This window comes from Microbacterium sp. LB12 (assembly GCF_037150835.1).
GTDB lineage: Bacteria > Actinomycetota > Actinomycetes > Actinomycetales > Microbacteriaceae > Microbacterium.
In genome coordinates this window covers 148,727-167,930 of record NZ_JBBCPF010000004.1, presented here as the reverse complement: position 1 = coordinate 167,930, position 19,204 = coordinate 148,727, and the positions used below count along the sequence as shown (strand labels likewise).

Here is a 19,204-nt window from a genome sequence, read left to right as displayed (position 1 = left end):
AGAAGGCATACGAGAAGTGACTACCGAGACGCAGGATTCCGTCGTCCGTGACGGCGTGCACTACCACCAGTTCGACATCGTCATCGTGGGCGCCGGCGGTGCGGGAATGCGCGCCGCCATCGAAGCCGGCCCCGGGGCGAAGACCGCGGTGATCTCCAAGCTGTACCCGACCCGCTCCCACACGGGTGCGGCGCAGGGCGGCATGGCGGCAGCCCTCGCGAACGTCGAAGAGGACAGCTGGGAGTGGCACACCTTCGACACGGTCAAGGGAGGCGACTACCTCGTCGACCAGGACGCGGCGGAGATCCTCGCGAAGGAGGCCATCGACGCGGTCATCGACCTCGAGAACATGGGTCTCCCCTTCAACCGCACGCCCGAGGGCAAGATCGACCAGCGCCGCTTCGGCGGTCACACGGCCGAGCACGGCAAGACCCCGGTCCGCCGCGCGTGCTACGCCGCCGACCGCACCGGGCACATGATCCTGCAGACGCTGTTCCAGAACTGCGTCAAGCTCGGCATCAACTTCTTCAACGAGTTCTACGTGCTCGATCTGCTGACGGTGAAGGATGCCGACGGCAAGACCCAGATCGCCGGCGTCGTCGCGTACGACCTGTCGACCGGCGAGCTGCACGTGTTCCAGTCGAAGGCCGTGATCTTCGCGACCGGCGGCTTCGGCAAGATCTTCAAGACGACCTCGAACGCGCACACCCTCACGGGCGACGGCGTGGGCATCGTCTGGCGCAAGGGACTCCCCCTCGAGGACCTCGAGTTCTTCCAGTTCCACCCGACCGGACTCGCCGGTCTCGGCATCCTCCTCACCGAAGGTGCACGAGGCGAGGGCGCGATCCTGCGCAACGCCTCGGGCGAGCGGTTCATGGAGCGGTACGCGCCCACCATCAAGGACCTGGCTCCGCGTGACATCGTCGCGCGCTGCATGGTCCAGGAGGTCGCCGAGGGGCGCGGCGCCGGTCCCCACAAGGACTACGTGCTGCTGGACTGCACGCATCTGGGCGCCGAGGTGCTCGAGACCAAGCTCCCCGACATCACCGAGTTCGCCCGTACCTACCTGGGCGTCGACCCGGTCGTCGAGCCGGTACCGGTGATGCCCACCGCCCACTACGCCATGGGCGGCATCCCGACCAACAACGACGGCGAGGTCCTCGCGGACAACACGACCGTGGTTCCGGGCCTGTACGCCGCCGGCGAGTGCGCGTGCGTCTCGGTGCACGGCGCCAACCGCCTCGGCACCAACTCGCTGCTCGACATCAACGTGTTCGGCAAGCGCGCCGGTCGCAACGCGGTGGAGTACGTCAAGACCGCCGAGTTCGTGCCGCTTCCCGAGAACCCGGCCGCCTTCGTCTCCGACATGCTCGAGGGGCTGCGCAACAACCAGGGCACCGAGCGCATCGCCGTGCTGCGCAAGACGCTGCAGGACGAGATGGACAAGGGTGCGCAGGTGTTCCGCACGCACGACTCGCTCCAGCACGTGCTGGGCGTCATCGCCGAGCTGCGCGAGCGCTACAAGAACGTGCACGTCGACGACAAGGGCCACCGCTTCAACACCGATCTCCTCGAGGCCGTCGAGCTGGGCTTCCTGCTCGACATCGCCGAGGTCGTCGTCTACGCCGCACAGAACCGCGAGGAGAGCCGCGGCGGTCACATGCGCGACGACTTCCCGAAGCGCGACGACGAGAAGTACATGCAGCACACCATGGCCTACCTCACCGGCGACCCGCACTCGTCGACCCCGAGCGACCACATCAAGCTCGACTGGAAGCCCGTCGTGTTCACGAAGAACGACAAGGGCGAGTTCAACTACCCGCCGATGGAGAGGAAGTACTGAGCATGTCCACCGCCATCGCAGAGGCCCCCGCCGACACGACCGAAGAGACCGGCATCCAGTCCTTCATCGTCACGTTCAACATCCGCCGGTTCGACCCCGAGGTCGACGCCGAGCCGCACTGGGTCGACTACGACGTGGAGCTGTACTCCACCGACCGCGTGCTCGACGCGCTGCACAAGATCAAGTGGGAGGTCGACGGCTCGCTGACCTTCCGCCGCTCCTGCGCCCACGGCATCTGCGGCTCCGACGCCATGCGCATCAACGGCCGCAACCGCCTCGCCTGCAAGACGCTGATCAAGGACCTCGACATCTCGAAGCCGATCTACGTCGAGGCCATCAAGGGTCTCCCTCTCGAGAAGGACCTCGTGGTCGACATGGAGCCGTTCTTCGCCTCCTACCGCGAGGTGCAGCCGTTCCTCGTCGCCAGCTCCGTCCCGGAGAAGGGCAAGGAGCGCGTCCAGTCGATCGCGGACCGCGAGATCTTCGACGACACCACCAAGTGCATCCTGTGCGCCGCGTGCACGTCGTCCTGCCCCGTGTTCTGGACCGACGGCCAGTACTTCGGACCGGCAGCGATCGTCAACGCGCACCGCTTCATCTTCGACTCGCGCGACGACAACGCCGCGGTCCGCCTCGACATCCTGAACGACAAGGAGGGCGTGTGGCGCTGCCGCACGACCTTCAACTGCTCCGAGGCCTGCCCCCGTGGCATCGAGGTCACGAAGGCCATCGCCGAGGTCAAGCAGGCGGTCCTGCGCGGCCGTCCCTGACGCCCACTCCGACGCCGTCTCAGGCGATCACACGAGAACAGGCGGTTCCCTTCCGGGGCCGCCTGTTCTCGTGTATCCGCCTGCGCTCCCGCGACCTGCCGCTTGGATAAGGTGGGGACGTGTCTGAACCCGATGGCGCTGCCTCCGAGCCCGGTCGCCTCGACGCCGCCGTGGAGCGCGCCACCGCGTTGACGCAGAAGACCCTGGGGCTCTTCCCCGTGCGTGTCTGGCGTCACTTCCTGCAGCACAACGGCTTCCTGCTCGCCGCGGGCGTGAGCTACCAGGCCCTGTTCGCGATCTTCGCGGCCATCTATCTCGCCTTCGCGATCACCGGACTCTGGCTCGGCGGCAGCGAGGAGGCCGTCGACGGGCTGATCGCGATCATCAACAGCTACATTCCGAACCTCATCCTGCCCGAAGGCGGTGTGGTCACGCCCGAGCAGGTGCAGGACATCGCCTCCGGCACCACCGGCGTGCTCAGCATCACCGGTCTGATCGCGCTCGGCACCGTGATCTGGACGGCCATCGGGTGGGTCACCTTCTCCCGCCGCGCGACCCGGGACATCTTCGGCCTCCCGCCCGATCGGCGCAGCTACATCCTGCTGAAGGCCCGCGACCTCTTCGCGGCGCTCATCTTCGGCGTCTCCCTGATCGTCGGCTCGCTCCTCAGTTCCGCGAGCGCGGCCGTGCTGAGCTGGGTCCTGGCGCAGTTCGGCTGGGACGCGGGATCGGATGGCCTGAATCTCGGCATCCGCCTGGCGACCGTCGTGGTCTCGTTCGCGCTGCTCTCGTCGGCACTCGCGGCGATGGTGCGATTCCTCACCGGGACGTCGCTGCACTGGCGCACGATCTGGCCCGGCGCCCTCCTCGGCGGCGGGGCGATGACCGTGCTGCAGTACGGAGCAGGATTCCTGCTCAGCTACACGCCCTCCAATCCCCTGTTGGCGACCTTCGCGATCTTCATCGGTCTGCTGCTGTGGTTCCGCATCAACGGTGTGGTGATGCTGGTGGCGTCGTCGTGGATCGCCGTCGCGGCGCAGGACAAGGACCTCCCGCTCATGCAGCAGACCGAGGCCGAGCGACGCCTGGCCGAGTACCAGGCGCTCCTCGCGGCGGCACGCATCCGCGTACGGGACGCCCGCGCCGCGCGCGAGAACGCGCCGTGGCACCGCGCGTGGGCCACAGGCAGGGCATTGCGAGACGCGGAGGACGAGCTCGCCGATCTCGAGGCCTCCCCTCCCCCGCCGATCGAGACGACGTCACCGCTCGCGCAGCGTCTTCTGGCGGAGATCAACCACCGCCCCGGTCGGGATGTCGGCGGCTCTCGTTAGGCTTGGGGGTATGCCTCATCTGCGTATCGCCACGGTCAATGTCAACGGGATCCGAGCGGCGGCTCGCAACGGGATGAGCTCGTGGCTCGATGCCGCCGACGTCGACATCCTCACCCTGCAGGAGGTCCGCGGACAGGACGAGCACCTCGAGGCCGCCCTTCCCGGGTGGACGTTCGTCCACGACGAGGCCACGGCCAAGGGGCGCGCCGGGGTCGCCATCGCCAGCCGCACGCCCGCCCTCGGCACGCGCACCGACTTCGGCCCGGAGGACTTCGACTCGAAGGGACGCTGGATCGAGGCCGACTACCTGATCGGCGACCGCCCGCTGACGGTCGTGAGCGCCTACGTGCACTCCGGCGAGGCCGACACTCCCAAACAGGACGAGAAGTGGAAGTTCCTCGACGCGTTCGGAACCCGTCTCGGCGAGCTCGGAGAAGACGGCGCACTGGCCCTGGTGACCGGCGACCTGAATGTCGGGCACCGCGAGCTCGACATCAAGAACTGGCGAGGAAACCGCAAGAAGGCCGGATTCCTCCCTCGCGAGCGCGCCTACTTCGACCGCTTCCTCGGCGAGGCCGGCGCCGAGGTGACGGGCGTCGACGGGTCTGTGGGCACCGGACTCGGTTGGGTCGACGTGGGCCGGCGGTTCCACGGCGACACCGACGGCCCGTACACCTGGTGGTCCATGCGCGGCCAGGCGTTCGACAACGACTCCGGATGGCGTATCGACTACCACCTGGCGACACCTGCGCTGGCGGAGCGTGTGGAGACGTACCACGTCGCCCGCGCGGCGGCGTACGACGAGCGCTGGAGCGACCACGCACCGGTTGTCGTCGACTACCGCTACTGAGCCGCAGGCGCGTCCGAGTACCGGTACCACCCCCGGTACTCGAGCACCGTGCCGAGGAGCGGGTTGGTGGCGCGCATGGCCACCGTGCGCCGCTGTCGTGCCTCATCCCATCCGTCTTTGAGCTCGACGTCGATGCGCAGGATGCCGCGCAGGGCGATCCGTCGGCCCAGCACCCGCAGGGCGACCGCGCGCGACCGCATCCGCAGCGCACCGTCCGGGGTGACCGTGCACTGCTCCAGAGTCTCGACGCGGCCGCTATCGCCCAGGACGTTGTGCACGATCCCACCTCGCCCGGTCGCGGAGAGACGATCGGTGATGCGCTGCGTCGCGCCGGGAAACCGGAACTCGCGCGTGGCGACCAGGACCGGTCGTCCGTCTCCTGCCCTGTCCCCCGCCGGAAGGCTTCCCGCCGGCCCACCTCGCGACCGTTCCCCCCTGGTGCGGAGCCGGAAGGGAACGTCGCGGGCGAAGCGGGTCGTCAGGAGTCCCCGACCGACGACCGGCACCGCGAGCGCGGCGAGGCGACGCCAGCGGCTGCCGGCCACGTCGAAGACGCCCTCGGCGACATCCTCCGCGCCCTCGGCGACCGGCACCCGCATCTGCGCGAGCACGACCGGATGCAGGCTCTCCGCCGCGTCGCTGAGCGCATCGAGGAACACGGCCCCGCGCGCGATCACCGACACCGCCGAAGAGCAAGACACCGCCGAAGAGCGAGGCACCGCGCGCGTGAGGGCGTCATCCGCTCATCGTAGGCGCCGCTCCCGCACCCCATAGGATTGAGACCGTGACGAAACCTCGCCTTTACTCCGGAATGCAGCCCTCCGCCGACTCTCTCCAGATCGGCAACTACATCGGTGCGCTGCTCCAGTGGCGGGACCTGCAGACGTCCTACGACGCGTTCTTCTCGGTCGTCGACCTGCACGCGATCACCGTCGCCCAGGATCCGGCGGAGCTCCGCGAGAAGACGCGCCGCACGGCGGCGCAGTACATCGCGGCGGGCATCGAGCCGTCGCTGTCGACGCTCTACGTGCAGTCGCACGTGCGGGCGCACGCCGAACTGGCATGGATCCTCAGCACGATCACGGGTTTCGGCGAAGCCGGCCGGATGACGCAGTTCAAAGACAAGTCCACCCGCTACGGGGCGGACTCGACGAGCGTCGGCCTGTTCACCTACCCGGTGCTCATGGCCGCAGACATCCTGCTCTACCAGACCGACGTGGTGCCGGTGGGCGACGACCAGAAGCAGCACGTCGAGCTCACCCGCGACCTCGCCGAGCGCTTCAACACCCGCTTCGGCGAGACCTTCACCGTGCCGATGCCGGTCATCCAGAAGGAGACCGCGCGCATCTACGACCTGCAGAACCCGACCGCCAAGATGTCGAAGTCGGCCGAGAGCGACGCCGGTGTGCTGTGGATGCTCGACGACCCCGCGAAGTCCGCGAAGAAGGTCATGCGTGCGGTGACCGACAACGAGGGCTCGGTGCGGTTCGACCGCGAGAACAAGCCCGGTGTCTCGAACCTGCTCACCATCTACGCCGCCCTCACCGGGCGTCAGGTCGCGGCGATCGAGGACGAGTACGCGGGACGCGGCTACGGAGACTTCAAGAAGGGCCTCGCCGAAGTCGTCGTGAACGAGTTCGAGCCGGTGCGTGCGCGAGCCCTCGAGTTGCTCGACGACCCCGCCGAGCTCGACCGCATCCTGGCCGAGAACGCCGGGCGGGCGGATGCCGTGGCCGACGCCACCCTGTCGGACGTGTACGACCGGGTGGGACTGCTCCGGCGCGTCTGACCGTCGCCCTAGGATGGGGTCGTGACTGATCCGCAGCTGCCTCCCCCGTCCGGCGCCGAGACCCCCGAGGCACCGGTTCCGCCTGCGGCCTCGATTCCTCCGATGCCGCCGGCGTACTCCGCTGCGCCTCCGGCCCCGCCGACTTCTCCCGCAGCACCGGCGCCGCAGGCGCCCCCGGCATACCCCGCACCCCCGGCATACGCTGCACCGGCCGGATACCCGGCACCGCCGGCATATCCGGGCGCCCCCGTGTATCCGCCGAACCAGAACCTGCCCGCGGCCCCCGGCTCCCCGGCGGCACCTCCCGGTGCCTACCAGGTGCCGGTCGGCGGTTACGCCGCCCCGGCGGGCGCCTATGCGGTTCCCGACACCACCCCGCGCCGCTCCGGCGTTCTCGGCCTGCTGGCTCTCGTGCTCGCGCTCATCGCCGCGATCGTGGCGCCGGTCATCGCGGGAATCAACGCCTTCGTGATCGGCCGCGTGCTGCCGCAGAACTTCTCCGGCAGCGCGGGAGACCTGAGCGCACTGTCGCCCGCGCGCACCCAGGTGCTCTGGACGGAGCTCTCCTTCTGGACCGGCACCGTCTTCGGCATCGCCGCGATCGTGATCGGGATCATCGCCATCCGGAAGAAGCAGGGACGCGGCGCCGGGATCGCGGCGCTGATCGTGGCCGTGCTCGGCGCGGTGATCTTCTCGGTCGTGCTGGTCACCGCCCTCGGTGCCGGTGCCACCGCCGGCATCACCTCGTACACCGCCTGATCGCCGACGACCCGGTCGCCGAGGTCTGATCACCGTCCGGCGACAGCGCGGGTCGGTCGCGTCAGTGCAGTGGTCGCGTCAGCGCGGTGCGTGATGCTTCTGCTGCGCCGCGAGCAGCCCTTCGCCGACGAGCAGTTCGACCGCGTCGGCCGCATCGGCGATGAGGATCGGAAGATTCGGCCGCTCGTCCTTGCCGAACGGTGCGAGAACCCAATCGGCGGGATCCTGCCGACCGACCGGTCGACCGATCCCCACACGGACCCGCGGGAAGTCGGCGGTGCCGAGAGCACGGGCCACATCACGCACCCCGTTGTGTCCGCCGTGTCCGCCCCCCGTCTTGAGCTTGACGGTGTCGAACGGGATGTCGAGCTCGTCGTGCACGACGACGACCTGCTCTGCCGGCACCGAGTAGAACCGCGCCAGGGCTGCCACCGGCGTGCCCGAGACGTTCATGAAGGTGTTCGGCTTGGCGAGCACCAGCTTGTCGGCACCGGGACGCAACCAGGTCTCGACGATCCGCGCACCGCCCTTGTGCTCGCGGAACGACTCGCTGCGACGGGCGGCGAGTTCGTCGACGACCATCTGGCCGATGTTGTGCCGGGTCGTCTCGTATCGCGGACCGGGGTTGCCGAGTCCCACGACGAGCCAGGTCGATGCCATGTCCTCGTCCTCTCAGTGCGCGGGGGTCGTGACCCCGGGTCAGGATACGACAGAGGGGACGCGATCCGATCGCGTCCCCTCCATCGGTGTATCAGTCGGAGATCACTCCGCGGCGGCCTCTTCGGCAGCCTCGGTGGCCTCAGCGGCTTCGCCCTCAGCCTCGGCGTCATCCTCGGAGGGAGCGGCGGGGACGGAGATCGCGACGACGAGCACCTCGGGTTCGGAGAGCAGCGTGGAGCCCTTGGGCAGTGCCACGTCGGCGGCGGTGATGTGCGCGCCCTCTTCCAGACCCTCGACCGAGACCTCGATGTTCTGCGGGATGTGCGTGGCCTCGGCCTCGATCGACAGCGTGGTCGCGTCGAGGTTGACGATGGTGCCGGCGGCCGACTCGCCCGTGACGACGATCGGGACGTCGATGGCGACCTTCTCGCCCTTCTTCACGACGAGCAGGTCGATGTGCTCGATGATCTGGTGCACCGGGTCCTTCTGCACGTCCTTGACCAGGGCGAGCTGCGCCTTGCCCTCGATGTCGAGCTCGAGCAGTGCGTTGGCGCGACGGATGATGAGCGAGACCTGGTGGCCCGGCAGCGCGACGTGCACGGGCTCGGTGCCGTGGCCGTAGATGACGGCGGGGATCTTGCCGGCGGCGCGGAGGCGACGGGCGAAGCCCTTGCCGAAGCTCTCGCGGAGCTCGGCGTGGACCTTGGTGTCTTCAGACATGGGGTTCTCCTTCGGGGCACGCAGCGAATGAGCCGCGCGGTGGTCTTGGAATTCTCGAACTCGAGCGCTCACGCGTGAGGAAAGCCACCGGGCTTGCTTCGCCGCGTCGATAACGGATGCTCGCGCACGCGCAGAAGCATCCCTCGCCGAGGTACAGGCTCAATGGTACCGGATCACCCGATAGGCTGAGGACACCGGTCCTTTTCTGCAGAACACGGAGAATCCCCATGCTCGACGGCGCCTTCCTCTCGCACGCACTCCTCTGGCTGATCGGCGCCATGACGGTGTGCGCGGCGGTCACGTCGTTCATCGCGCTGTTCGCTCTGGGACGTTCGGGCTACCGCAAGGACTGAGGCCCGCGCCTCCTGGAATTCATTCGGCGATCGCCCGCACGGCATCGCCGATCAGGCGGATCTCCTGATCCAGCCCCAGGGATGCCTGCACCCTGACCCCGGTCTCATCGTCGCCGAGGGGCTCCAGCGTCTGCAGCTGCGAGTCGAGCAGTGATACCGGCATGAAATGGCCGGGGCGAGAACTCAGGCGCTCCGCCAGCAGATCACGGTCCACGACGAGCTCGGCGAAGAAGGCCTCGGGCGCCTCCGCCCTGATCGCATCCCGATAGGCGCGGCGGAGTGCGGAGCACGCGAGCACGATCCGCTCCTCCCCCTGCAGGGTCTCGCCGACCGTACGGAGCCACGGCGCCCGGTCCTCGTCGTCGAGGGGGATGCCCGCCGACATCTTCTCGACGTTGGCAGCAGGGTGCAGATCGTCACCGTCGACGAAACGTGCGCCGAGCGCCTCGGCCAGCGCACCGCCCACGGTGGACTTGCCGCAGCCGCTCGGACCCATCACCACGATGCGCAGACTCATCGTCCGGTACCCCCTGACATCAGTAGAACTCGACGGTGTCGACCACGGCTCGCAGCTCTCGCCCGTCGAGCAGCCTGGTCGCGTTCTCGGCGAAGCGGAGGGCGATGCGCTCCTCCTCCTTCGAACTGAGCGCCGCCGTGTGCGGACTGACCAGCACGTTCGGGTGCGCCCACAGCGGGGACGCGGCATCGAGCGGCTCCTGCTCGAAGACGTCGAGGGCGGCGAAGGCGATCCTTCCGTCGTCGAGGGCAGCCAGAAGCGCCTCCTCGTCGATCACAGTGCCTCGACCCACATTGGCGAGGATCGCACCAGGGCGCACCGCAGCCAGCACATCGGCACCGAACAGATGGTGCGTCTGCGCGGTTCCGGGAAGCGTGATCACGATCGCGTCGACCTCGCGCACGGCATCCGTCAGCTCGTCGAGCGGCACCAGACGATCCACGCCGTCGACCGGCTGACCCGAACGCGTCGTCCCCCACACGCGGGCGCCGAGCGCGTGGAAGCGCCGGGCGCACTCCGTGCCGATGCCGCCGAGCCCGACGATCAGCACGGTCATCTCGTCGACCTGGCGCATCTCCCAGCGATCCGGCCAGACCCGGCCCCGCTGGTCGGCGAGGAGGCGCGGCAGCCCCTTGGCCCCCGCGAGCACGCCGAACACGGCGAACTCCGCGAGCGTCCCGCCGTGCACGCCGGCGCTGGTCGTGAAGACGATCCGATCGAGGTCGGACCGATCGAGGTCTGCGGCCTTGATCGTGCTGCCGCCGCCGGCCGCCGTCGTCATCACCCAGCGCAGCCGGGGATTCGCCCTGACCGTGCGGGCGAGTGCCGCCGCATCCACATCCGGGATGCCGAACAGCGCATCGGCGGAGTCGACCATCTCATCGAACGCGGCCTGCTGCTGCGGGGTGCGCACGAATTCGGGGTCGCCCGACCAGTCGGCGGGACCGCGCATCGGCGGCACGAGCGCATGATCGCGGACGACCTCCAGCCGAGGTTCCCGCTCTTCGATGAGCCGACAGTGCTCCTCGGAGAGCGGCACGGTCACGACCGCCCGCATCCTGCTCTCGGTCCTGGTCACACCGGCCTCCTCCGCGCACAACACCCGACCCGACCAGCGTAGAGGACACGTCCCGCCCGCCCACCGCGCACGGAACCGCCGCCCACGGCATTCCCTGTCACGGATGCGCGCCGACCCGCCGCACAGCGATACTCTGAACGCATCCCTTCTTCACGATCGAGGAGCCTTCCGTGCCCGAAGCATCAGCGAACATCGGAGTCGTCGGACTCGCCGTCATGGGGTCGAACCTCGCCCGCAACCTCGCCAGCCGCGAGGGCAACACGGTGGCGATCTTCAACCGCAGCTACGAGAAGACCCAGACGCTCCTCGACGAGCACCCCGAGGCCGGGTTCGTGCCGGCCCACACGTACCAGGAGTTCGCGGACAGCCTGCAGAAGCCGCGCACCGCGATCATCATGGTGAAGGCCGGCGGCCCGACCGATGCCGTGATCGACTCGCTGGTCGAGGTCTTCGAGCCCGGCGACATCATCGTCGACGGCGGCAACGCCTACTTCCCCGACACCATCCGCCGCGAGAAGGCGGTCCGGGAGACGGGCATCAACTTCGTCGGCGCCGGGATCTCCGGTGGCGAGGAGGGCGCCCTCACCGGCCCCTCGATCATGCCCGGCGGATCGGACGAGTCGTGGGTCACGCTCGGCCCGATCCTGAAGTCCATCGCCGCGGTCGCCGAGGGCGAGCCCTGCGTGACCCACGTGGGCCACGACGGCGCCGGGCACTTCGTGAAGATGGTGCACAACGGCATCGAGTACGCCGACATGCAGCTGATCGCCGAGGCCTACGACCTGATCCGTCGCGGCACTGGCAAGTCCCCCGCCGAGATCGCCGAGATCTTCGCCGAGTGGAACAAGGGCGAGCTGGAGTCGTACCTCATCGAGATCACCGCCGAGGTGCTCCGCCAGGTGGATGCCGAGACCGGCAAGCCGCTCGTCGACGTGATCCTCGACCAGGCCGGGGCCAAGGGCACCGGCGCCTGGACCGTGCAGACCGCCCTGTCGTTGGGTGTGCCGGTCTCGGGCATCGCGGAGGCCACGTTCGCCCGTTCGCTCTCCTCGCACCCCGAGCAGCGCGCGGTCGCCGCGGCCCTCCCGGGCCCCGACGAGGAGTTCGTGGTCTCGGATGAGGCCGCGTTCATCGAAGACGTGCGCCTCGCGCTGTACGCCTCGAAGATCGTCGCCTACTCGCAGGGCTTCGACGAGATCCGCGCCGGTGCGGCCGAGTACGGCTGGAACATCGACCTGGGTGCGATCTCGAAGATCTGGCGCGGCGGCTGCATCATCCGCGCGCAGTTCCTGAACCGCATCGCCGACGCCTACGCCGAGACGCCCGATCTGCCCGTGCTGATGACCGCCCCGTACTTCGCGGAGGCGCTCACCCGCGGCCAGGCCTCGTGGCGCCGTGTCGTGGTCACGGCCGCCCAGACCGGCATCCCGGCCCCGGCGTTCTCGTCGTCGCTGTCGTACTACGACGGCATCCGCGCCGACCGTCTGCCGGCCGCCCTCGTGCAGGGCCAGCGCGACTTCTTCGGCGCGCACACCTACAAGCGCATCGACAAGGAAGGCACCTTCCACACGCTGTGGTCGGGCGACCGCACCGAGATCGAGGCCGAGGACACGCACTGATCGCGTCCTGAGACGCAACGTCGTGCAACGACGAAAGGGCCCGGCATCCTGCCGGGCCCTTTCGTCATTCCCCTACTTCGTGATGTCCTGCACGGTGCCCTTCGCGAGGCGCAGGCGACGGGTCGCGCGCCGTGCCACCGCGGAATCGTGGGTCACGACGATCATCGTGATCCCCTCCGCGCACAGCGACTGGAGCAGATCGAGGATCTCGTCGCGCATGCTCTCGTCGAGGTTGCCGGTGGGCTCGTCCGCGAGGAGCACCCGCGGCCGCTTGACGATGGCCCGCGCGATCGCGACGCGCTGCTGCTGTCCTCCGGACAGCTCCGTGGGCAGGTGGTTGCCGCGATCGTCGAGACCGACGTGGGCGAGCGCTCCCGCGACCCGCGTGCGCCGCTCCGCCGCGTCGAGGCCCAGGGGTTCCAACGCCATGTCGATGTTCTCCGAGGCCGTGAGCGTGGGGATCAGGTTGAAGCCCTGGAAGACGAAGCCGATCTCCTGCGCACGGATGCGACCGAGCTCCTGCGGCGAGGCCGACGACAACTCCCTGCCGTCGAGGAGCAGCGAACCCGACGACGGCGAGTCCAGGGCGCCGAGCAGCTGCAGCAGAGTCGATTTCCCTCCCCCCGTCGGCCCCTGGATGGTGACGAACTCCCCGGGCATGATCTCCAGATCCACGCCAGTGAGCGCCTTCACGATGCGCCCCTTCTGCGTATAGGTGCGGGTGATGCCCGTTGCGCGGTAGATCGGCGCGCTCTCATCGCGCTGCGGCGCCGTCGGTGCGAGGTCTGCGATGGTCATGTCGTTCTCCTTGTCGTCGAGGTGAGGTGTTGTGTGCAGCGGATCGAGGTCATGGCGATCACGCCACCGACCGCAGCGCTTCCGCCGGGCTCAGGCGTGCGGCACGCCATCCGCCGAACGCACCGGCGATGAGCCCGCCGAGGACTGCGAGCCCGACGGCCGCGACGAGCACCCACGGGGTGAACGGCGCCTGCAGCACGATGTCGGCCGCGGTCTGCGTGGAGAACATCCCACCCCCGCCGCCACCGGTCGGCCCCGCGCCCATGCCACCGGGCCCCTCCGGCCGGCCGGACGCCGCGGCGGAGACCGTCGGCTTCAGGATGTTGATCAGCACGATGCCGCCGATCCCGAGCACGAGACCCACCGCGCCGCCGATCAGCCCCTGCACCATCGATTCGCCCGCGACCTGACGCACCACTCGGCCGTTCGACCATCCGAGTGCCTTCAGCGTCCCGAACTCCCGGGTGCGGCGTCCCACGCCCGAGAGCGTCAACAGCACCGCGAGCAGGACGGCGACAGCGAGCACGATGATCGACAGCCACGTGCCGAGGTTCGTGATGAGGGAGGTCGCACTGGAGAGCGAGCCCGAGACGGTCGAGGCGAGCTCCGACTGCGAGGTGACCGTGGCGTCCGGCAGGGCGTCGGCGAGCGCCGCCTGCACGGAGTCGATGGATGCGGCGGAGTCCGCCTGCACGTAGACCGTGGAGATCACGTCGTCCACACCCGCGAGCGTCTGCGCCGTGTCCAGGGGGAGGTAGACGTTCGCCGCGGTGTCGGCCGCGTCCGAGGTGGACGCGAGGATGCCGACCACCTCGACATCGGAGCCGGCGACGTCGATCGTGTCACCCACGGCGATGTCGTTCGTCGTGGCGTAGGTGCTGTCGACCAGCGCGACGAGGGCCCCGCTGTCGTCGGCGTCGAAGCCGCGCCCGTCGCTGACCTCGGCCGAGGCGAGGGGACCGATCGCGTCGGCAGCCGGGTCGATGCCCAGCACCGAGAACGAGTCGACCCCGAAGGAGCCGCCACCCTGCCCGCCGTCCGGCGGCACCTGCCCCTCCTCGGGAGCCGCGCCCTGCGTGTCGCCCTGACCGCCGCCCTGAGAGAGTCCGCCGCTGGGCAGCTCGCCGGAGAAGGTGGAGTTGGTCAGGCTCAGCGCCCCGGATGCGGCGGCGACACCCTTCGTCGACGCGACCGTGTCGAGCACCGACGCGTCGAGCGTGCCGCGCATGAAGTCGGTCCGCAGCATCGACTGACTGAGGGTCGTCGTGTCACCGTCGGTCGTTCCGGCATCCGCATCGAAGTCGAACCGCGGTCCGCCGCCGGAGCCCGGCTCGGCGATCGCACCCGTGACCGTGAGGTCGGTGCCGACGCCGTACACGGATTCGAGAGCCTGCGCCTGCGCATCCCGCACCCCGGCAGTGAGGGCGTTCACGACGATCACGAGCCCGATCGCGATCGCCAGGCCGATCGCCACGATCGTGGTCTGCTTCTTCCGTCCGGCGAGCTCGCGCCGCAGATATCGTCCGTACATGTCTCTCCTTCCGCCGCGGCCATCGCGGGGCTGATGACGACGGTAGGAATCGCACATTTGCGGGTTCGAGGGACGGTTGATGAGAACCCTATGGATGACGACGCGAGTAGCGTCGAGGGTGCCGTGCCCCCACTCGAGAGGACGCCCGCCATGACCCACGAGCTGCCCGAGGAGATGACCGAGTATCCGCTCAGCGCGCTCCTCGTCGCTCCCGCCGCCCCCGCGGAGCCGCACGACTTCGACGACTTCTGGCGCGGGACGTTCCGGGAGTTCGGCAGCGGTCCGGTCGAGTGGGCGTCGATGCGCGAGGAGCCGCCGACGGCGACGCACCGCGTGACCGAACTCCGCTTCGACTCCTCGGCCGGCGAACCCGCGGCGGCGTGGATGATGCTGCCGCATGACCCGGATGCCGTGCGCCGCGGACTCGTCGTCGGGCACGGCTACGGCGGCCGCACCGGACCGGACCTCGACCGCGTCCCGCCCGACACGGCGGCGATCTTCCCCTGCGCGCCGGGAATCGGCCCTGGCGTGGCCAGTCGGTTCCCGGCATCCCCCGACGAACATGTGCTGGCGGGGATCGCGCACCCCGCGACCTACGCGCATCGCTTCAGCGCGGCCGACCTCTGGCGCGCGGCGACCGTGCTTCTCGACGCGGCTCCGGCGGCCGCGCGAGCGCTCGACTACAGCGGATCCAGCTTCGGCGGGGGCATCGGCGCGATGGCGCTCGCCTGGGACGTGCGGTTCCGGCGGGCATCGCTGGACGTGCCGAGCTTCGGGAACCACGACGTGCGTCTCAGCCGGCGCTGCACGGGCAGCGGTGAGGCGGTGCGCGCGCACCTGCAAAGCCACCCGGAGCACCGGCGCGTGCTCGGCTACTTCGACGCCGCGTCGGCCGCCCGTCGCCTCCGCCTCCCCGTGCACGTCAGCGCCGCTGTGCTCGATCCCGCGGTCGATCCGCGCGGACAGTTCGCGGTCTATCACGCACTCGCCGGCCCTCGGCGTCTGACCGTGCGCGCGAACGGTCACCTCGGCGCACCGACCGGCGAGGAAGCGGACCGCCTCGCCGTGCAGGCCGACATCGACTTCCTCGCCCTCCCCGAAGAACGACTGAGCTCCCAGACAACGCATAGCGATCTCCATAGAAATCGCATAGGAGATTCCGCAGAATAGACGCATGACCAGCGACCTGCCCGAACTGCGCCGCCCCGACGGCTCCCCCCTGCGCATCCTCGCCGTCGACGACGAGCAGATGCTCACCGACCTGCTCGCCATGGCGCTGCGCATGGAGGGCTGGGAGGTCCGCACGGCCTCCTCCGGCATGGAGGCGCTCCAAGTCGCGCGCGAGTTCGAGCCCGATGCCCTCGTGCTCGACATCATGATGCCCGACCTCGACGGCATGTCCGTGCTCAAGCGGCTCCGCGAGTCCGGGAACCTCGTGCCCGTGCTGTTCCTCACCGCCAAGGATGCGGTGGGCGACCGCGTCGCCGGTCTCACCGCGGGCGGCGACGACTACGTCACCAAACCCTTCAGCCTGGAGGAGGTGATCGCGCGGCTGCGTGCGATCATCCGCCGCACCGGGCACGCCACCGCCGACGACGGCCAGTCGATCCTGCGCGTCGCCGACCTCACCCTCAACGAGGACAGCCACGAGGTCGTCCGCGACGGCATCGAGATCGAGCTCACCGCGACGGAGTTCGAGCTGCTGCGCTACCTCATGCGCAACGAGCGACGCGTGCTGTCGAAGGCGCAGATCCTCGACCGCGTGTGGAGCTACGACTTCGGCGGCAAGTCGTCCGTCGTCGAGTTGTACATCTCGTACCTCCGCAAGAAGATCGACGCGGGGCGCACGCCGCTGCTGCACACCGTGCGCGGCGTGGGCTACATGATCAAGGCCCCCCAGCAGTGACCTCCCCGACGATGATGAGACGGCCGATGAGCCTGCAGACACGGCTGATGACCGCCGTGATCGGCTTCGTATCGCTGATCCTCATCATCGTCGCCGTGATCACCAGCGCGACACTGGGACGGACGCTCGAGGATCAGCTCGACCAGAAGCTCGGCAACCTCGCGCACGCTCTCGCGGGGCGCACCGAGCAGTTCGCTCCCTCGTCGGCCACCGCGCAGAACGTACTGGCGGGACCGTCTGGAGCACCCGCAGGACTGCTGTTCGCGGTGGCGAACCCGGTATCGGGTGCGAGCGGAGTGCTCGTCACCGACAACTCCGGCGACGAGCTCACCGGATCCCTGCGGGCGCTCACCTCCGCACAGATGGCCGAGGTGGGCATCGCGCTCAACGGCGTCTCCACCGCCACGGTCACCCTGACCGACCTGGGTTCGTACCGCCTCATGGCCCTGTCCACCGGAAACGGTGTCGTCGTCGTGACCGGGCTCCCCCGCGATGAGATCCAGAATCAGCTCACACAGCTGCTCACCGTGATCGTGTTGGCCACACTCGGCGGTCTGATCCTGCTCGCCCTCACCACGGCGATCACCATCCGCGTGAGCCTGCGCCCGCTCCGGGCGGTCGCGACGACGGCGACCAGGGTCGCGAACCAGCAGCTCGACCGGGGCGAGGTGACCATCACCGAGCGGGTACCGGCGTCCGAGGCCGATCCCCGCACCGAGACCGGACTCGTGGGAGCGTCGCTCAACAAGCTCCTCGACCACGTCAACACCTCGCTCGCGTCGCGCCAGAAGAACGAGGAGCGGATGCGGCGGTTCGTCGCCGACGCCAGCCATGAGCTGCGCACGCCTCTCGCCTCCATCCGCGGCTACTCCGAGCTGTCGCTGCGCGCGCTCCACCAGACGAGTGCCCAGGATCAACGTCCCGAGGTCATCGAGAGCACGACCACGTCGCTGGAGCGCATCCAGGCGCAATCGCTGCGGATGACCCGCCTCGTCGAGGACCTGCTCCTGCTGGCGCGGCTCGACGAGGGCCGCGAGCTCGTGTACGGCACGGTCGATCTCACGCAGCTCGCACTGGAAGGACTCTCGGACGCCCGCCCGACGGCGGTCGACCACCACTGGAACATCGAGGTGCCCGAGGAGCCCGTCACGATCATCGGCGACGCGGGGCGGATGCACCAGGTGGTCGCGAACCTGCTCGCGAACGCGCGCACGCACACCCCCGCCGGCACGACCATCACGCTGAGCGTGGCTCGCGAGGGCGACGACGCCGTGCTGCGGGTGCACGACGACGGCCCCGGCATCGACCCCGCGATCCGCGACGAACTGTTCGCCCGGTTCGCCCGCGGCGACAGCTCCCGTGCCCGTCAGACCGGCGGTACCGGTCTCGGCCTGGCGATCGTGAAGGCCATCGTCGAGGGCCACCACGGTTTCATCACGGCGTCGAGCCAGCCCGGCGACACGACGTTCACGGTGCGGCTCCCGGTCAACCCGACGGCCGACGCGAACGCCGACGACGCCTGACCCCGCTCCCGCCCCCGCAGCCGCACCCGCACAGGTGTCGGGAGGATGCACGCGGAGCGGGCGTCGTGGGCCGGTTCCTCCCGACAACCGTTCGCACTCCCGACAGGTGGCCACGTCCACGGGCGTGCATCATCGGCGGGCCGATCGACGGCAGTGCCGCGTCCGTGCGATGGGGTACGTGAGGCGGTCAACCGCGTCCGCGCAGGCGGACGATAGCCGCGACCACTGCTGCTTCGACCGTGGGCCAGGCGTGCACGATCTGCGCGTAGTCGAAGCGCAGCGTCTCGTAACCGAGCACCGAGGCGGCGGCGTCGCGCACCAGGTCCCGATGACGCTGCGAAGGGCCCGCGTGGTTGGCCTTCCCGTCCGCTTCGAGGATGAGTCGCCCATCGAGCACGAAGTCGACTCGCCCGACGGTCGGGATGCGCACCTGACAGTCCAGCGTGATACCGCGCAGATGCAGACGCAGCCTGAGCAGCGATTCCAACCCGCTGTCAGCATCGGACCTCGCCAGATCGACGAGCCAGTGGGCGCGCATCGGCAACCGGCCACGAATGCGGCGACGGGCGGCGGCCGTGATGCTGCGCTGCGTGAGAGCGGATTCAGGCGCGGCGAAGAACGTCTCGTCGCCGGCGCACCGGTACACGTGGACCAGCACCTCTTCGAGCGGCGCGAGTCCGACGCCGGCACGCCCCGCGTCGTGGTGCACCACACACGTGCATTCGGTGTGGTGTGCTCGCCCCTTCCCCCCGAGCCACACGTGAACAGGCCCCTCTTCTTCGAGACACCACACGCCGTGCAATCGCAGTGCGTGACGACAGGTGAGCGCACCCCCGTGCGCCGCGGCCTCGATCAGGCCGGCATCCACGCCGGGCACGGCGAACACCCCCGTCCTCACCCGATGAAGTGCGCCGGCGCGCACCGCGTCCGCCCGCATCCGACGGGTGACGCCGTACTTCTGGAGCAGGGTGCCCCGAACGACTCCGCCATGCTGGGCGGTGAGGAAAGCAGCACTGAGCATCCGTCGATCCTGCGCCTTCGACGCGAGTCTCCGGGACCAAGGGACCGGACGCGGTGGCCAACTCGATTTGCCAGGCCAGTGTGCAGGAGCGGTCCAGCCGTGCATTCGTCGGGAGTTCGGCCGGCTGTCGGGCGAA

At 69.4% G+C, this 19,204-nt stretch carries 19 protein-coding genes; 11 read left to right on the top strand and 8 right to left on the bottom strand.

What is annotated here, in order from left to right; translation table 11 throughout:
• Positions 1–16: 16 nt before the first annotated feature.
• The 4 genes from sdhA (at position 17) to WFM69_RS09360 (ending at position 4,794) form a co-directional block, all read left to right on the top strand.
• Positions 17–1,843, top strand: a complete 1,827-nt coding sequence (gene sdhA, locus WFM69_RS09375) for a succinate dehydrogenase flavoprotein subunit (protein WP_337003922.1) — start codon at positions 17–19, stop codon at positions 1,841–1,843.
• A 2-nt stretch (positions 1,844–1,845) separates the two neighbouring features.
• Complete coding sequence (locus tag WFM69_RS09370; protein WP_337003920.1) at positions 1,846–2,613, top strand: succinate dehydrogenase iron-sulfur subunit; 768 nt, start codon at positions 1,846–1,848, stop codon at positions 2,611–2,613.
• Between the two features lie 119 nt (positions 2,614–2,732).
• On the top strand, positions 2,733–3,944 hold the full coding sequence (locus WFM69_RS09365; RefSeq protein ID WP_337003918.1) for a YhjD/YihY/BrkB family envelope integrity protein: 1,212 nt from the start codon (positions 2,733–2,735) through the stop codon (positions 3,942–3,944).
• A 10-nt stretch (positions 3,945–3,954) separates the two neighbouring features.
• A complete protein-coding gene (locus WFM69_RS09360) occupies positions 3,955–4,794 on the top strand; it encodes an exodeoxyribonuclease III (RefSeq protein WP_337003916.1) in 840 nt (279 codons plus the stop codon).
• On the opposite strand, the gene WFM69_RS09355 is transcribed toward WFM69_RS09360, so the two are convergent.
• Positions 4,788–5,477, bottom strand: a complete 690-nt coding sequence (locus WFM69_RS09355; RefSeq protein ID WP_337003914.1) for a DUF4166 domain-containing protein — start codon at positions 5,475–5,477, stop codon at positions 4,788–4,790. The genes WFM69_RS09360 and WFM69_RS09355 overlap by 7 nt on opposite strands.
• A gap of 101 nt (positions 5,478–5,578) precedes the next feature.
• Between WFM69_RS09355 and trpS the strand changes: the two genes are divergently transcribed.
• Positions 5,579–6,583, top strand: a complete 1,005-nt coding sequence (trpS, locus tag WFM69_RS09350) for a tryptophan--tRNA ligase (RefSeq protein WP_337003912.1) — start codon at positions 5,579–5,581, stop codon at positions 6,581–6,583.
• A gap of 21 nt (positions 6,584–6,604) precedes the next feature.
• A complete protein-coding gene (locus tag WFM69_RS09345; RefSeq protein ID WP_337003910.1) occupies positions 6,605–7,342 on the top strand; it encodes a hypothetical protein in 738 nt (245 codons plus the stop codon).
• Positions 7,343–7,420: 78 nt separating this feature from the next.
• On the opposite strand, the gene pth is transcribed toward WFM69_RS09345, so the two are convergent.
• Positions 7,421–8,002, bottom strand: coding sequence for an aminoacyl-tRNA hydrolase (gene pth / locus WFM69_RS09340; protein WP_337003908.1), 582 nt, complete (start codon positions 8,000–8,002; stop codon positions 7,421–7,423).
• A gap of 102 nt (positions 8,003–8,104) precedes the next feature.
• Positions 8,105–8,722, bottom strand: coding sequence for a 50S ribosomal protein L25/general stress protein Ctc (locus tag WFM69_RS09335; RefSeq protein ID WP_337003906.1), 618 nt, complete (start codon positions 8,720–8,722; stop codon positions 8,105–8,107).
• A 227-nt stretch (positions 8,723–8,949) separates the two neighbouring features.
• Here WFM69_RS09335 and WFM69_RS09330 point away from each other — a divergent pair, with 227 nt between their 5' ends.
• The gene (locus WFM69_RS09330) at positions 8,950–9,075 is read left to right on the top strand and encodes a hypothetical protein (protein ID WP_337003904.1); all 126 of its coding nucleotides are present in this window, start codon (positions 8,950–8,952) and stop codon (positions 9,073–9,075) included.
• A 19-nt stretch (positions 9,076–9,094) separates the two neighbouring features.
• Here the strand turns inward: WFM69_RS09330 and WFM69_RS09325 are convergent, their stop codons facing one another.
• Both WFM69_RS09325 and WFM69_RS09320 read right to left on the bottom strand, forming a co-directional pair.
• The gene (locus tag WFM69_RS09325; RefSeq protein WP_337003902.1) at positions 9,095–9,592 is read right to left on the bottom strand and encodes a gluconokinase; all 498 of its coding nucleotides are present in this window, start codon (positions 9,590–9,592) and stop codon (positions 9,095–9,097) included.
• A gap of 19 nt (positions 9,593–9,611) precedes the next feature.
• Positions 9,612–10,670 carry a D-2-hydroxyacid dehydrogenase gene (locus WFM69_RS09320; RefSeq protein ID WP_337003900.1) on the bottom strand — a complete coding sequence of 353 codons (1,059 nt, stop codon included), beginning with the start codon at positions 10,668–10,670 and terminating at the stop codon, positions 9,612–9,614.
• Between the two features lie 170 nt (positions 10,671–10,840).
• On the opposite strand from WFM69_RS09320, the gene gndA reads away from it, so the two are divergent.
• Positions 10,841–12,289, top strand: a complete 1,449-nt coding sequence (gndA, locus tag WFM69_RS09315; protein WP_337003899.1) for an NADP-dependent phosphogluconate dehydrogenase — start codon at positions 10,841–10,843, stop codon at positions 12,287–12,289.
• Between the two features lie 72 nt (positions 12,290–12,361).
• Here the strand turns inward: gndA and WFM69_RS09310 are convergent, their stop codons facing one another.
• Both WFM69_RS09310 and WFM69_RS09305 read right to left on the bottom strand, forming a co-directional pair.
• A complete protein-coding gene (locus WFM69_RS09310; RefSeq protein ID WP_337003898.1) occupies positions 12,362–13,087 on the bottom strand; it encodes an ABC transporter ATP-binding protein in 726 nt (241 codons plus the stop codon).
• Positions 13,088–13,145: 58 nt separating this feature from the next.
• A complete protein-coding gene (locus tag WFM69_RS09305; RefSeq protein ID WP_337003895.1) occupies positions 13,146–14,618 on the bottom strand; it encodes an ABC transporter permease in 1,473 nt (490 codons plus the stop codon).
• A 150-nt stretch (positions 14,619–14,768) separates the two neighbouring features.
• On the opposite strand from WFM69_RS09305, the gene WFM69_RS09300 reads away from it, so the two are divergent.
• Genes WFM69_RS09300 through WFM69_RS09290 form a run of 3 tightly spaced genes read left to right on the top strand, consistent with a single transcriptional unit; the run spans position 14,769 to position 18,047 of the window.
• On the top strand, positions 14,769–15,788 hold the full coding sequence (locus WFM69_RS09300) for an acetylxylan esterase (protein ID WP_337003893.1): 1,020 nt from the start codon (positions 14,769–14,771) through the stop codon (positions 15,786–15,788).
• A gap of 4 nt (positions 15,789–15,792) precedes the next feature.
• The gene (locus WFM69_RS09295; protein ID WP_337003891.1) at positions 15,793–16,524 is read left to right on the top strand and encodes a response regulator transcription factor; all 732 of its coding nucleotides are present in this window, start codon (positions 15,793–15,795) and stop codon (positions 16,522–16,524) included.
• A 26-nt stretch (positions 16,525–16,550) separates the two neighbouring features.
• A complete protein-coding gene (locus WFM69_RS09290; protein ID WP_337003889.1) occupies positions 16,551–18,047 on the top strand; it encodes a sensor histidine kinase in 1,497 nt (498 codons plus the stop codon).
• Between the two features lie 187 nt (positions 18,048–18,234).
• Here WFM69_RS09290 and WFM69_RS09285 read toward each other — a convergent pair whose 3' ends face one another.
• Complete coding sequence (locus WFM69_RS09285; RefSeq protein WP_337003887.1) at positions 18,235–19,068, bottom strand: DUF559 domain-containing protein; 834 nt, start codon at positions 19,066–19,068, stop codon at positions 18,235–18,237.
• Positions 19,069–19,204: the final 136 nt, after the last annotated feature.

Coding starts and splice junctions, on each gene's coding strand:
- WFM69_RS09370 (WP_337003920.1), top strand. CDS start 1,846: ATGTCCACCGCCATCGCAGAGGCCCCCGCCGACACGACCGAAGAGACC.
- WFM69_RS09360 (WP_337003916.1), top strand. CDS start 3,955: ATGCCTCATCTGCGTATCGCCACGGTCAATGTCAACGGGATCCGAGCG.
- pth (WP_337003908.1), bottom strand. CDS start 8,002: ATGGCATCGACCTGGCTCGTCGTGGGACTCGGCAACCCCGGTCCGCGA.
- WFM69_RS09335 (WP_337003906.1), bottom strand. CDS start 8,722: ATGTCTGAAGACACCAAGGTCCACGCCGAGCTCCGCGAGAGCTTCGGC.
- WFM69_RS09330 (WP_337003904.1), top strand. CDS start 8,950: ATGCTCGACGGCGCCTTCCTCTCGCACGCACTCCTCTGGCTGATCGGC.
- WFM69_RS09325 (WP_337003902.1), bottom strand. CDS start 9,592: ATGAGTCTGCGCATCGTGGTGATGGGTCCGAGCGGCTGCGGCAAGTCC.
- WFM69_RS09310 (WP_337003898.1), bottom strand. CDS start 13,087: ATGACCATCGCAGACCTCGCACCGACGGCGCCGCAGCGCGATGAGAGC.
- WFM69_RS09305 (WP_337003895.1), bottom strand. CDS start 14,618: ATGTACGGACGATATCTGCGGCGCGAGCTCGCCGGACGGAAGAAGCAG.
- WFM69_RS09300 (WP_337003893.1), top strand. CDS start 14,769: ATGACCCACGAGCTGCCCGAGGAGATGACCGAGTATCCGCTCAGCGCG.
- WFM69_RS09295 (WP_337003891.1), top strand. CDS start 15,793: ATGACCAGCGACCTGCCCGAACTGCGCCGCCCCGACGGCTCCCCCCTG.
- WFM69_RS09290 (WP_337003889.1), top strand. CDS start 16,551: ATGAGCCTGCAGACACGGCTGATGACCGCCGTGATCGGCTTCGTATCG.
- WFM69_RS09285 (WP_337003887.1), bottom strand. CDS start 19,068: ATGCTCAGTGCTGCTTTCCTCACCGCCCAGCATGGCGGAGTCGTTCGG.